Origin of the sequence: Gibbsiella greigii, from assembly GCF_039540155.1 — a bacterium.
GTDB classification, from domain to species: Bacteria; Pseudomonadota; Gammaproteobacteria; order Enterobacterales; family Enterobacteriaceae; genus Gibbsiella; species Gibbsiella quercinecans.
Genome location: NZ_BAABEM010000005.1, coordinates 76,082 through 89,731 on the forward strand (window position 1 = coordinate 76,082; position 13,650 = coordinate 89,731).

The window sequence follows — 13,650 nt, forward strand, 5'->3', positions numbered from 1 at the left end:
ATTGCGGGGCACCGCCTCGCGTAATGCCGGTGCTTGCCACCGGCATTTTCTTTTCGTATCCGGGTTCTGATTCTGATGCTACAGGTGATGCAACAAACAATGCGCCGGCAGGGCATCCGGCGGCTGTTGGTGCTAAGCGGTGAAGCGCAATGGTGCCGCGCTCAGGCGCTGCAATTGGCGGCGGAGATGCCCGGCGATTGGCCGTGGATCGGCGCGGCGGCGCCGGAAAGCGTGCAGCCGCTGGCGCCGCGTGCGGTGCATACCTTGCTGGGGCAAGAGCGGTTGCATGCGGTCTTTGACGCCAGCGAAGGGTTGGACGTGGAGGCGCTGGCGCAATTGGCCGGCACACTGCGCGCCGGCAGTTGGCTGTTGTTGCTGGTGCCGCCCTGGGAACAATGGGCGCAGTTGCCCGATGGCGATAGCCTGCGCTGGGGTGATTGCGCCCAGCCGATTGCCACGGCGCATTTTATCACGCACTTGCAGCGGCAGTTGCAGGCGGATGGCGAAGTGGCTATCTGGCGCCAGGGGCAGCAGCCGGCGCCGCCCGCCTTGCCGGCCAGGCCGGATTGGCAGCCGCCGGCCGGCACGCCAACGGTGGAACAACAGGCCATTTTGTGCCACCTGCAAGGCGCGCAACGGGGCATCTGGGTGCTGACCGCCGCGCGTGGCCGCGGCAAGTCGACGGTGGCTGGCATGCTGATGGCCGGCACGGCGGAAGCGTGTTGGATCACCGGGCCAAGCCGCGCCGCTGCCGAAGTGGCCTGTGAGTGGGCGCAGGGGCGAGCGCACTTCTGGGCGCCGGATGCGCTGCTGGCGCACTGCCTGGCCCACGGTGCCGGGGCGGCGGGCTGGCTGCTGGTGGATGAGGCGGCAGCCATCCCCGGCCCGCTGCTGCAGGCGTTGGTGCGTTATTTCCCGCGGGTGCTGCTGACTACCACGGTGCAGGGGTACGAAGGCACCGGGCGCGGATTTTTGCTGAAGTTCTGCGCCGAACTGCCGCAGTGGCAGGCGCTGGCGCTGCAACAGCCGATGCGCTGGGCGCCGGGGGATGCGTTGGAGCGGGCGATCGATAACGCGCTGTTGTTCAATGAACCGCCGCCATGGTCGCCGGCGGCGGAGAGCATCGTGTATTCGCCGCTGACGCAGGCCGAGCTGTGTGCCGATCCGCAACGGTTAACCCAGTTTTATGCGCTGCTTTGCAGCGCGCACTATCGCACTTCACCGTTGGATCTGCGCCGCCTGATGGATGCACCGGGCATGCATTTTAGCGTGGCTACGGCGGCGGCCAGCGTGGTGGGGGCGTTATGGTTGGTGGAGGAAGGCGGGTTGGATGCGGCGCTGGCGCATGAGGTGTGGGCCGGCCGGCGGCGGCCGCGCGGCAACCTGGTGGTGCAATCGCTGGCGGCGCACGGCGGGCTATGGTGGGCGCCGACGCTGCGTTCGCGGCGTATTACGCGCATCGCCATATTGCCCGCGCTGCGCCGCCAAGGGATCGCCCGTGCGCTGGTGCGCCAACAGTGCCGGCGGGCCGAGGGGCTGGATTTTATTTCGGTCAGCTTTGGCTATACCGCGCCGCTGTGGCAGTTTTGGCAAGCCTGCGGCTTTGAATTGGTGCGGATTGGCAGCCAGCGGGAAGCCAGCAGCGGCTGCTATACCGCGATGGCGATGTTGCCGCTAAGCGAGCAGGGTGCGCGGTTGTGCCAGGCGGCGCGCAAACAGTTGGCGCGCAACTGGCGCTGGCTGCGCCAGCGGATCGACGTGGATCTGGCGCTGCCCAGCGATGACGGCGATCCGGCGTTGGCCGAAGAGGACTGGCGCGAACTGGCGGGCTTTGCCTTTGCCCACCGGCCGCTGGAAGCCAGCCTGGGGGCGTTACAACGCTTGCTGTTGATTGGCGAACACACGATGCCGGCGCTATACGCCCATCTGCAGCAACAGCTGCCGGTGGCGCAATGCGTCGCCCGGTTCAGGTTGAGCGGCCATAAGGCGTTGCTGCGCTGCTGGCGGCAAGAGGTGGCGCAGGCGCTGCGGCAACTGAACCCGGAACACTGCCAGTATTGGCAGCGTTGGAGCCAGTCGTTGCAATAAATGGAAAGACTTGTTCAATAAAACCCGATTTTCCTGCGATCGCTGCGGCGTATAGTGGTTTACAGCCGCCGGGCCAGGGCGCCCGGCTAACCTTTTGGCGTTGCGCGGCCGTTGAGCGCAGCCGGAACTCAGGAGCCACTGATGAAACATGAATACGTCATCGTCCAAAACCCAACGGTACCGGCCGAACAGCTATTTCTGCTGTATCACGGCGTGGGCGACAACCCCGCGTCGATGGCGGAGATCGGCCGTTATTTCGTCGAAGCCTTCCCGCGTGCTCAGGTGGTCAGCATCGGCAGCCCGGCTGCCGGGCAGGACAGCGGCCGCCAGTGGTTTTCACTGCAGGACATCACCGAAGAAAACCGCGTCGAGCGCGTGGCGCAGGCGATGCCGGCGTTTATCGGCAGCATTCGCGACTGGCAACAGCGAAGCGGCGTAGGCTATGCGGCGACGGCGCTGGTCGGGTTCTCGCAGGGGGCGATTATGGTGTTGGAAGCACTGAAAGCCGAAGCCAAACTGGCCGGGCGTGCGGTGGTCTTCAGCGGGCGCTTTGCCGCCTTGCCGGAACGGGCGCTGGGCGATAGCGTGGTGCACCTGATCCACGGCGCCGACGACGCGACGATCAGCGCCGAACACGCCCAGGCGGCGGCACAGCGCCTGCGGGTACACGGTTGCGACTTTACGCTGGATGTCGAAGAAGGCGTGGGGCATGCCATTAACCAGGGCATGATGGATAGCGCACTGGAGCGCCTGCACTTTTATGTGCCGCAGCGCTACTGGGATGAAGCCCTGGCGGGCAAACGCGGCGAGCTGATCGCGTTCCGCTGACGCCGCTGCGCGGCGTTACTGCGGCATAACGGTGACCTGCACCTCCAGCGTGTGCGCGCCGCCGCCGAAGATAATGCCGTGCATCGGGCTAACGTCGCCGAAATCCCGCCCCCAGGCGACGGTAACGTGCTGCGTATCCGGCAGCAGGTTATTGGTCGGATCGATATCCACCCAGCCGTAAGGCGGGCAAAACACGGAAACCCAGGCGTGGGAGGCATCCGCGCCGATCATGCGCGCTTGCCCCGGCGGCGGCTGGGTCAGAATGTAGCCGCTGACGTAGCGCGCCGCCAGCCCAATCGCCCGTAGGCAGGCGATCTGCAAATGGGCGAAATCCTGGCAGACCCCTTTCTTTTCCTGCAGCACGGTTTCCACCGGCGTGGCGATCGTGGTGGCAGTGGGATCAAAGCTAAAGTCGGTAAAAATGCGCTCGGTAAATTCCAACAGCGCCGCCAGCAACGGCCGATTCGGCGTAAAGCTTGGCATGGCATAGCGGCTCAGCGCGTTATCGATCGGGATAAACGGCGAAGGGAACAGGAACTGGATCGGATCGAGCATCTCTGTGCCCCCGGCGGCGAGCTGTTGGCGAACCTGTTCCCAGGGCAGGCTCTCTTGCGGCGCATATTGCGCCGTGTGCGGCAGCACGCAGACTTCAGAATCCACCCGCACGCTGAGGCGAGTATGCGGCATATGCAACGCAAACTGCGCCAGATGGTTGCCAAAAAAATCGTTCAGTTCAAACCATTCATCCGGCAGCGGATCCACCTGTATGCGGGCGCTGTCGCACTGCTGCCAGGCCAGGTTGCGTGGCGATAGCCGCAGCAACTGGCGCGATTGGGATACCGGCAGGCTGTATTGATATTCAGTCACGTGGCTGACGCTGTAACGGCAGCCTCCGTTGGCGAGGGGCGTCTGGCTCATTCTTCATTCCCGATGCTGTAGTGGGGGCCATGGCTGAAAAACCGCAGGCTGAGCCGATCGGACAGCGTATCCAGCGCTTCGCCTAGCGCTGCGATAAGCGTTGGCAGGCGGCCTTCTTCGGCCAGCCGGTGCTCATCCAGGCTGGCAATCTGCTGGGTCAATTCAATGAGCGTGCCGTCGCTAAACGGCCCAAACTGCGTGGTCAGCTTCTGCAAGTAGTCCACTAGCCCTTTGAGCAGGAACATCAGCGCGCGCGGGTTTTCTTGGTTGGTGACCAGCAGAGGCAGGGCGGTTGCCAGCTCCGGGCGCTGCGAGTAACGGGAGCGGTAGGTGATGATGCTGTCACTCAGCTCCAGCCACCATTCCAGATCCGCCTGGCGGATTGTGTCTTCTTCCAGCACCAGCGTCAGCATCTGGCTGACGTGTTGCAGGCGCTCAAGGCGGCGGCCGATACTGAGGAAGCGCCAGCCCACATCGCGCGTCATGCCATCCAGCGCAAAGCCTGAGAGCGCCATCATATAGCCGATGGCCTGATCCAGCACCGCCAGCGCTTCCGCCAGGTTCCAGCGCTGTGCCTGATGATGCTGTTCCAGCTCTTTCGCCAGCCGGTTGAGCACCCGCCAGTTATCCAACGACAGCCGTTCACGCAGGCTAAAACCGATGCGCAGCAGCTGTTGCAGCGTGCCGGCAAAGCCGTGCGGCACTTGCGGATTAAACAGCGCATCCAGCAGTAGGGCATTCAACTGCTGCGGCGGCAAGGTATCGAGCGGTTGCTCGCCGTCGTCAGGCAGCAGGCCATAGTGCTGGCACAGCTTCATTACCGCCGCGTGCTGGGCTTCACTGCCTTCGTCTTCATCCAGCCGCAGCGTGAAGGTGGTGCGCAGCAGGCGGGCGATGTTATCGCAGCGTTCGGTATAGCGGCCCAGCCAGAACAGGTTTTCAATGGTGCGGGTCGACAGCGTGTGGCTGGCCGGCGGCAGAGCCTGCGGCGCCACGTTCAGCTTCGGCGTCGGGGATGAAGGCGGCGCCAGCACCCAAGTGTCTTTACTGCCGCCCCCCTGCTGCATGGTCACGATCTGGCGGCTGTTGGGGCCGGAGATGCGCGTCAGCCCGCCGGGCATAACGCGATAGCCGTCGGGGCTTGCGACAGCAAACACCCGCAGACAGGTGGCGTGGTTATGTAACTGATAGGGCGGCCGCGGCGACAGCCCGGGTGCCTGCGACAGGCTGATCGGCTCTTGGGCCACATAGTTATACGGGCGCGCGCGGATGCGCTGTTTCAAGCGGGCCAGTTCATCACTGCTTAAATCGCTGCCGGTGCAGGTTTTGATGCGCAACTGCGGGAAAGCCCCTTTGATAATCAGGTTGGGCAGGTTATCCAGCACGGTTTCCAGCGCGGCGCGCTCTCCGCACCACCAGGAGGCGACGGACGGTAGCAGCAGCGGTTGGCCGAGCACCTGTTCACACAGTTTAGGTAAAAAACCGTACAGCGCGCCGGTTTCAATCAGGCTGGAGCCGAGCGCATTGGCGATCAGCACCTGGCCCTCGCGCGCCGCCTGCATCAGGCCGGGGATGCCCAGCGAAGAATCGGGGCGGGCCTCAAGCGGATCGCAGAAGTCGTCATCCTGGCGGCGCAGAATCACGTGTACGCGTTGCAGGCCTTCCAGCGTTTTCAGCCAGACGCAGCCTTGGGAAACCATCAAATCCTGCCCTTCCACCAGCGGGAAGCCCAGGTGCCGCGCCAGATAGGCATGCTCGAAATAGGTTTCGTTATAGGGGCCGGGGGTCAGCACCACAATGCGCGGCGTGCCGCCTTCGCTGGCGCTGCCCGGCGCCCAGTGGCGCAGGCTTTGCTGCAGCGTGCGGAAAAAGGTATTCAGGCGCCGAACCTTCAGATCGCGGAACTGTTCCGGGAAGGCGCGGGAGATCACCGTGCGGTTTTCCAGCGCGTAGCCGGCGCCGGAAGGCGCCTGGGCGCGATCGGAAATCGCCCACCAGCGGCCGTCTGCTGAACGCGCCAGATCGACGGCGTACAGGTGCAGGTAAACGTTGTCCGGGCAGGGGATGCCGTGGGCCGGGCGCAGGAAACCAGCGTGCCCATGCACCAGTGCCGGCGGCAGCAGGCCGTCGCGCAGCAGCGTTTGGCCACCGTAGACGTCGGCCAGGATGCGGTTCATCAGCTCGGCGCGCTGCATAATGCCGGACTCAATTTGCTGCCATTCGTCGTGCGCAATGATCTGCGGCAGCAGATCCAGTTCCCAGGGGCGTTTAACCCCTTGCGGATCGGCATAAACGTTGTAGGTCACGCCATTTTCGAAGATCTGGCGCGCCACATGGTTCAGGCGGCTTTGCAGTTGTTCATCGGGATAGGCGTGCAGTTCATCGGCAAAGCGCTGCCAGTGCGGACGAAAATGACCATCAGCGGTAAACAGCTCGTCATAGTGCGCATCCGAGTACTGATAGCGGGTAAAAAGTGATTGCGGCATAGAAGTTACTTTCCCGTTTTCCTTAGGCTTTTGCACCAGCTAACGCCTGACTGCCGCCGACCGCTCCATTCCCTGTATCGGCCGGCGGCGGTATTAATGCCAGCGTAAATCGAGCGTGAACGGGAAGTTCGGGTTGCGCGGCTGCGGTTCAACCGTCATTTTTCCTGGCGTATGACCCATGTGCAAGAAACGCGCCAGCCTGCGGGCTTCCGCTTCATAGGCGTTAACGGGGTGGCTATCGTAATTGCGCCCGCCTGGGTGTGCGACGTGATACTGGCAGCCACCGAGCGAACGCTGCATCCAGTTGTCCACCAGTTCGATGGTCAGCGGCGCTTGCACGCCGATGGTCGGATGCAGGCAGGCCGCGGGTTGCCAGGCCCGGTAGCGCACCGCGCCGACCGCTTCGCCGACGTTGCCGGTGGGTTGTAACGGCACCGGCTGGCCGTTAACGGTGATCAGATGGCGATCGTCGTTAAGCCCGGTCACTTTGATCTGCAGCCGTTCCACCGATGAATCAACATAGCGCACGGTGCCGCCGATTGCACCTTCTTCACCCATCACATGCCACGGTTCCAGTGCATGGCTGATTTGCACCTGGACGCCATCGGCGCAGAATTCGCCGTGCTGCGGGAAGCGGAAGGCGAAGTGGGCATCAAACCAGCCCGAATCGAAGGCGTAGCCAAATTCGCCCAGTTCGCTCAGCACATCGTTAAAGTCCTGCCGCACAAAATGGGGCAGCATAAAGCGATCGTGCAGTTCGGTGCCCCAGCGGCGCAGCCGCTGCGGCTGATAGGGTTGCTGCCAGAAACGGGCCAGTAGCGCACGCAGCAGCAACTGTTGCGCCAGCGACATCCTTGCATGCGGCGGCATTTCAAAGGCACGCAGCTCCAGCAGGCCCAGGCGGCCGCTTGGCCCATCCGGCGAGTAGAGTTTATCGATACAGAACTCGGCCCGATGGGTGTTGCCGGCGGCGTCGATCAACAGGTTGCGCAGCAGGCGGTCGATCAGCCACGGCGGCGAGGCTTCGCCGGGCTGTGGGAAGCGGCTGAAGGCGATTTCCATTTCATACACGGAATCGTTGCGCGCTTCATCAATCCGCGGCGCCTGGCTGGTAGGGCCGATAAATAACCCCGAAAACAGGTAGGACAGCGACGGGTGGTTATGCCAGTAGCCAATCAGGCTGCGCAGCAGATCCGGGCGGCGCAGGAACGGGCTTTGCGCCGGGGTGGCGCCGCCCATCACCATATGGTTACCGCCGCCGGTGCCGGTATGGCGGCCGTCGAGCATGAATTTTTCTGTCGTCAGGCGCGACTGGTGCGCCGCGTCATACAGGAAGGTGGTTTGCTCCACCAGTTCGCTCCAGTTGGCGGCCGGCTGGATATTCACTTCGATCACGCCCGGATCGGGGGTGATGCGGAAGTTGGTCAGGCGCGGATCGCCCGGCGGTTCATAGCCTTCCAGCACCACCGGAATGCCGAGCGCCAGTGAAGTGGCTTCGATGGCTTCCACCAGTTGCAGGTAATCTTCCAGCGCGCGGGTGGGCGGCATAAACAGATACAGAATGCCGTTGCGCGGCTCTGCGCACAGCGCCGTGCGCGCCAGACCGTCGGCCGACTGGTGCAACGCCGGGCGCGAGCTGGGCGGCTGTGGCTCGGCGGCGGCTGGCGTGCTGTCGCGATATTGCTGGCGCAGCTGTTGGTAGGCCGGCAACTGCGGGAATGGTTGGTGTGGATCGGCGCTGTGAATATACGGGTAATCGCTTTTCTGCACCCAGGGCAGCGAATCCAGCGGCAGGCGGTAGCCCAGCGGCGAATCCCCCGGCAGCAGGTAACAGCGCTCTTCGCGCAGGAACCACGGGCCGCTGCGCCATGGCCGGCTTTCTTCCTTCGCCAGCGGCAACACGTGGCCGATCACTGCATCCAGGCCCCGTTCGAAAACGTTGCGCAAGCGCGCGCGCTCCAGCGGATCGTCCAGGCGCGAATCAAAGGGATCGACATTGGCCGGCAGTTTGCGTTCACGCCACAGGTAATAGAAGGTATCTTCATAAGCCGGGAAGATATGGCTGCCGTCAACGCCCAGATAGTGGGCGATACGCTGCAAGAAATCGGCGGCCAGCGCCGGCGTGACGCCGTAGTCCTGGGTTTCGTCGGCGAACATGGCCGGCACCGCGATCGGTTGGCCGTCCCGGCGCCAGAAGCAGTTGAGCGACCAGCGCGGCAACTGTTCGCCGGGGTACCATTTCCCCTGGCCAAAGTGCACCAGCCCGCCAGGCGCATAGTGTTCGCGCATACGTTGGAACAGTTCCGCGGCGCGCAGGCGCTTGGTCGGCCCCAGCGCATCGGTATTCCATTCGGCGCCGTCAGGATCGTCAACGGCGACGAAGGTCGGTTCGCCGCCCATGGTCAATTGCACATCGTTGGCCTGCAAATCGCTGTCAATCCGGTAGCCAAGCGTGTTGATTGCTTGCCACTGGGCTTCGCTGTAGGGTTTGGTCACCCGCGGCACTTCATCGATGCGGGTAATCTCCATCCGGTGTTCAAATTCGCACTCGCACTCATCGAGCAGACCGCTGATCGGCGCGGCGCTGGACGGTTCCGGCGTACAAGCCAGCGGGATGTGCCCTTCGCCGGCAAACAGCCCCGAGGTTGGATCCAGCCCGATCCAGCCAGCGCCGGGCAGATAAACTTCGGTCCAGGCGTGCAGATCGGTAAAGTCAGCCTCTGGACCGGAAGGGCCATCGAGCGATTTCACATCCGGCGTCAGCTGTAGCAGATAGCCGGAAACAAAGCGGGCGGCCAGGCCCAGGTTGCGCAGGATCTGCACCAGCAGCCAGGCGGAATCGCGGCAGGAGCCGCTGCGCAGAGTCAGAGTTTCTTCCGGCGTTTGCACCCCTGGCGCCATACGGATGGTGTAACCGATGTGCTGCTGCAACTGCTGGTTGAGCGCCACCAGGAATTCGGCGCTGCGCTGCGGCGCCTTGGGGATGGTGCTCAGGTAGTTTTCCAGCGCTGGCGTGAGCGGTTGGCATTGCAGATAGGGCGCCAGCTCGGTTTTTTGTTCGGTGGAATAGCTAAACGGGATCTGCTCAGCCTGCGGCTCAAGGAAGAAATCGAACGGGTTAATCACCGACATTTCAACCCGCATATCCACTTCTACCCGGAAATGCTCGGTGGGTTCCGGAAATACCAGCCGGGCCAGGTAGTTCCCGTTGGGATCCTGCTGCCAGTTGATAAAGTGCGTTTCCGGGATCACTTTCAGCGAGTATGCCAGGATGGGCGTGCGGCAGTGTGCAGCGGGGCGCAGGCGTATGACTTGGGGACCCAGATTGATGCGGCGGTCATAGCGGTATTCGGTCACGTGGTTTAGCGCGATATTAATAGCCATAGCTCGAGCCTCAGAATTTTGAAATCTGAAATTATCTGGCATCCATGTGCCGACGCCATTGCGAGAACCGTTACCGTGGTGGGTGAGTTGGTTGGATGAACCCCCGTCTGGATCCAGACCGTTTTAACTGCTGGGAGTGTGATTATCATCACATTAACCAATCAGAGTTAAATTTAGAGGCAATCTTTTGAGAAGTCGACTTCTTTTTATGCAGAGGCAGGGCGCCGCCGGGCAAGCGCGGCGCTCCGGATTAGGGCTTTTTCTTTGGTTGATCGTCGTCTTCGTCGTCCCACTTCGCGTTGTTATCGTGGTGAGGCGGCAAGGTCGGTTTATTGGCCAAATAGCTTTTTACGTCGACGCGGCGCAGCTCTTTTATCCCGCTGATGATCATCCCCACCAGGATCAGCAGGATGATCCACCAGTAATCAGCTAACCAGTGCATAGTTATTTCTTCTCTTCAGGGCGTATAAAACGCGCAAAAATGGAGGGCAAGTGGCGCGCCAGCCAGCCAGAACCGGCGACGTCGCTATCTTGCCAGGCGGCCAGCAGCAGCGCCGGCGTCAGCAAATGTTCGGCCTGCTGCGCCAATGGGCGGTAGCTCAGGTGCCAGGGCTCCATCGCCACGCCGCCGCTTTCGCCGCCGAATGGCCGGTAGAAGCCGAAGTCGGCCATGTTTTCCGACAACCAGCAGGTGAGCGGGTAAAAGTAGCCGCCCTGCAGGTATTCCCAGGGTTCCAGTTGCAGCTTTTGGCCTGCCGGCAGCAGCGCCGGGGAATAGATATCCAGATCGCTGCCCCAGTGGTGGCGGCTGGCGCCCGGCAGCGCAGACCAGCGCAGGATGGCTTCGCAGCGTTCGGCATCGGAAAGCGGCGTGATGTCGATGGGCTGGCTGTTGTGATCCAGCACCGGGCGTTCGCCACGGAACTTGCCGTTCCAGATGGCCCGCTGGCGTTCAAAATCACGGAAGGTGCTGGCCGGTTGTAGATCAAAACCGGCGGCCTGGGCCGCCTGCTGCATGGCGCAAAAGGCAGCAACCGCCTGCGGCTGCAGGCGATGGTTGCCCACTAGGGGCGCCAGATGCCCGGTACTGCGCCCGGTGAGCATCTCTGGGGTGATCATGCGACCAACTGCTCCATAATACGCTGATACATGCGGCTCAGCAGTTGAAGATCGGCTGCGTTGACGCATTCGTTAACTTTGTGGATGGTGGCGTTAACCGGCCCCAGTTCCACAACCTGTGCGCCCATCCGGGCAATGAACCGCCCGTCGGAGGTTCCGCCGTTGGTCAGCAACTGCGGGGTGCGCTCGGCGTAGTGTTCAACCGCGTTTACCACCGCATCCACCAGCGCACCGCGTGTGGTGAGGAAGGGCTGGCCAGACAGGCGCCAATCAATACTGTAGTTCAGTTTGTGGCGTTTCAACAGTTCTTCCACCTGTTGTTTGATCTGGGTATCGGTCAGTTCGGTGCTGAAACGGAAGTTGAACTGCACGAACAATTCACCCGGGATCACATTGTTGCTGCCGGTGCCGGCCTGAATATTGGCGATTTGCATGCTGGTGGGCGGGAAGAAAGCGTTGCCCTGATCCCATTCGGTGGCCACCAGCTCATTGAGCGCCGGCATAGCGCGGTGCACCGGGTTATCCGCCAGGTGCGGGTAGGCGACGTGCCCCTGAATACCGTGGATGCGCAGGTTGGCGGTGATGGAGCCGCGGCGCCCGTTTTTAACCACATCGCCAACGTGTTCGGTGCTGGAAGGCTCGCCCACCAGGCAGTAATCCAGGCGCTCGTTGCGCGCCATTAGCGCCTCGACAACCTTCACTGTGCCGTGGGTACCGTTGGCTTCTTCGTCAGAGGTGATCAAGAACGCCAGCCGCCCCTGGTGATCGGGGTGTGCGGCGACAAAGCGTTCGGCGGCGACCACCATGGCGGCCAATGAGCCTTTCATATCCGCGGCGCCGCGGCCGTACAGCATGCCGTCGCGGATGGTGGGATCAAACGGCGGGTGCGCCCACAGGCTTTCGTCGCCGCTTGGCACCACATCGGTATGGCCGGCGAACGCCAGCGTCGGGCCTTCGCCGCGCCAGGCCCAGAAGTTCTGGGTATCTTCGATGTCCATCGGTTCAACGGTAAAGCCAATGGCCTGCAGGCGTTCGATCATGATGGCCTGGCAGCCTTCGTCGCGCGGGCTCAGGGACGGGCGCTTGATTAACTGTTGCGCCAGCTCGATAACAGGGCAGGTCATGATTTTACCTCGGAAAGATATTGCTGGTAAGCATCGGCGCTGAAGCCGAGCAGGGCATGGCCGCGGCCGTCGTCCAGCAGCGGGCGCTTGATGATGGCCGGCTGCGCCAGCATCAGGGCGATGGCCGCATCGGCGTTATCGCAGGCGTTGCGCTGCGTTTCGTCCAGTTTGCGCCAGGTGGTGCCGCGGGTATTGAGCAACGGTTGCCACCCAAGGCGCGCGACGAAATCACGCAGCAGGGGTTCATCCAGCCCGTCGGTGCGGTAATCGTGGAATTGATAGGCTACGCCCTGTTCTTCCAGCCAGCGGCGCGCTTTTTTTATGGTGTCGCAGTTTTTGATGCCGTAGAGGGTAAGTGATGTTGGTTGTGGTTTGTCTGCCATGGCGAAAATGCTACCTAAATTATCGTCGAATAAGGACTGAGCAACCGGCGGCAAAGCCGCAATAAAATGATGCTGCTCGGCGATGGGAGAGATAATGCGGGAAAACCAGAGCCAGATCCAGACAACGATACGTTTATGTCCATGAACGCCCACCAGTCTGGCTCAAATGGTGGTTTTCGCGGCTAAAAGCGGCCCTTTTAGGCGCTTTGTCGGGCAGGATGCCTCTGGCTGGGGTGATTCGCCGTACTTTTGGTTGCTTGCCGTTGGGCAACGGGGTAATTTGTTAATGCTATCAATGAAATGAATCTATTAAACGCGTTTGGGCTGGCAGCCTGCAAAACAGGCGCTGGCCGTGAGCGGCAGTGTCTTTTTGGCAATTAAACTGGGGGAAAAAGCAATTGAAGCGGCAGCCTGTTTCGTCATCACGGATAATTTCTATAGGTTATGACCCAAAACGCAGCCTGCTGGAAATCGAATTTCGCGAACACGGAATTTACCAATACAGCGCGGTTCCTGAACGTATCTATAAAACCTTTCTTTCTGTGGTGTCCAAAGGCCGGTTTTTTGACGGCGTGATAAAAGACAAGTTCCACAGCCGCAAAGTGCGTTAGCGGCCTGCATATCTGTGCGCCATTGCCTGTGCGGGCCTGCGTTTTGCACGGCAACGCGGCAAAGTTGCTCACCGGTCACAATTCGCCGATTTTTCCCCGGGATTCAGTGATCCCGATCGGCGTTATGCGCGCGTTTCAGGCATATAAAAAAACATCCGTTCTGCGTGATAGCGATATACCCAAAATAATTCGAGTTGCAGGAAGGCGGCAACGCAGCGAATCCCCAGGAGCTTACTGGAGTAAGTGACTGGGGTGAGTGACAAATCTGCCGGGAGCAGATTTGAACGCTGTTAGCAGCGGCTCCGAAGGGGAGAGGCCCAGGGATGGGCCGAGTAATCAAGCCAACACACCTGCAACTTGAAGTATGAAGGGGATAAGTTGATCGCAGAAGGGCATAGGGTGAATGACGGTATTAGCGATTAATCCGAAAATATGCGCCAACCCGCTATTCTGGGGTTGGCAACGTTCCCAAAAAGCTTCACCTGGTCAAAAAATAAGCGTAGAATTCGCAGCGTGTGATAATTGAGGTTGTAAATGCATCATGGTTGATCGTGAATTAGGTAACTGGAAAGACTTCATTGATGAGATGTTAGGTAACTGATTACCGGGTTAGGTTTATCGCCAGGCAAGCTGTACTGATTCGTTCTCACCTGTGCCCCCACTCCGTTACGGTATGGCGGGCATGTTATGAAGTTTCTTGAATGGGTAA

Annotated in this window: 11 protein-coding genes; 4 read left to right on the top strand and 7 right to left on the bottom strand. The window is 61.4% G+C overall.

What is annotated here, in order from left to right; genetic code table 11:
* Nucleotides 1-75 precede the first annotated feature (75 nt).
* The gene (locus AC559G_RS02260) at nucleotides 76-2,088 is read left to right on the top strand and encodes a tRNA(Met) cytidine acetyltransferase TmcA (protein WP_498910986.1); all 2,013 of its coding nucleotides are present in this window, start codon (nucleotides 76-78) and stop codon (nucleotides 2,086-2,088) included.
* 141 nt (nucleotides 2,089-2,229) lie between these two features.
* The gene (gene ypfH / locus AC559G_RS02265) at nucleotides 2,230-2,916 is read left to right on the top strand and encodes a hydrolase (RefSeq protein WP_498910988.1); all 687 of its coding nucleotides are present in this window, start codon (nucleotides 2,230-2,232) and stop codon (nucleotides 2,914-2,916) included.
* A 15-nt stretch (nucleotides 2,917-2,931) separates the two neighbouring features.
* Here the strand turns inward: ypfH and AC559G_RS02270 are convergent, their stop codons facing one another.
* From AC559G_RS02270 to AC559G_RS02300, 7 genes are all read right to left on the bottom strand, one after another.
* Complete coding sequence (locus AC559G_RS02270; RefSeq protein WP_498910990.1) at nucleotides 2,932-3,834, bottom strand: transglutaminase family protein; 903 nt, start codon at nucleotides 3,832-3,834, stop codon at nucleotides 2,932-2,934.
* Complete coding sequence (locus AC559G_RS02275; protein WP_498910992.1) at nucleotides 3,831-6,320, bottom strand: circularly permuted type 2 ATP-grasp protein; 2,490 nt, start codon at nucleotides 6,318-6,320, stop codon at nucleotides 3,831-3,833. The genes AC559G_RS02270 and AC559G_RS02275 overlap by 4 nt, the downstream gene beginning before the upstream one ends.
* Before the next feature lie 93 nt (nucleotides 6,321-6,413).
* On the bottom strand, nucleotides 6,414-9,704 hold the full coding sequence (locus tag AC559G_RS02280) for a transglutaminase family protein (RefSeq protein ID WP_498910994.1): 3,291 nt from the start codon (nucleotides 9,702-9,704) through the stop codon (nucleotides 6,414-6,416).
* Nucleotides 9,705-9,954: 250 nt separating this feature from the next.
* Nucleotides 9,955-10,146 (bottom strand): YpfN family protein, encoded by a 192-nt coding sequence (locus tag AC559G_RS02285; RefSeq protein WP_498910996.1) that lies wholly within the window; start codon nucleotides 10,144-10,146, stop codon nucleotides 9,955-9,957.
* 2 nt (nucleotides 10,147-10,148) lie between these two features.
* The gene (locus tag AC559G_RS02290; RefSeq protein WP_498910998.1) at nucleotides 10,149-10,823 is read right to left on the bottom strand and encodes a M15 family metallopeptidase; all 675 of its coding nucleotides are present in this window, start codon (nucleotides 10,821-10,823) and stop codon (nucleotides 10,149-10,151) included.
* Complete coding sequence (gene dapE, locus AC559G_RS02295; protein ID WP_498911000.1) at nucleotides 10,820-11,947, bottom strand: succinyl-diaminopimelate desuccinylase; 1,128 nt, start codon at nucleotides 11,945-11,947, stop codon at nucleotides 10,820-10,822. The genes AC559G_RS02290 and dapE overlap by 4 nt, the downstream gene beginning before the upstream one ends.
* Nucleotides 11,944-12,330, bottom strand: coding sequence for an ArsC family reductase (locus AC559G_RS02300; protein ID WP_498911002.1), 387 nt, complete (start codon nucleotides 12,328-12,330; stop codon nucleotides 11,944-11,946). The genes dapE and AC559G_RS02300 overlap by 4 nt, the downstream gene beginning before the upstream one ends.
* Before the next feature lie 398 nt (nucleotides 12,331-12,728).
* On the opposite strand from AC559G_RS02300, the gene AC559G_RS02305 reads away from it, so the two are divergent.
* Together AC559G_RS02305 and ypfM are read left to right on the top strand one after the other, a co-directional pair.
* Entirely contained in the window at nucleotides 12,729-12,941 is a 213-nt protein-coding gene (locus AC559G_RS02305; protein ID WP_095849095.1) for a KTSC domain-containing protein, read from the top strand.
* A gap of 541 nt (nucleotides 12,942-13,482) precedes the next feature.
* Nucleotides 13,483-13,542, top strand: a complete 60-nt coding sequence (gene ypfM / locus AC559G_RS02310; RefSeq protein ID WP_100396732.1) for a protein YpfM — start codon at nucleotides 13,483-13,485, stop codon at nucleotides 13,540-13,542.
* Nucleotides 13,543-13,650 lie beyond the last annotated feature (108 nt).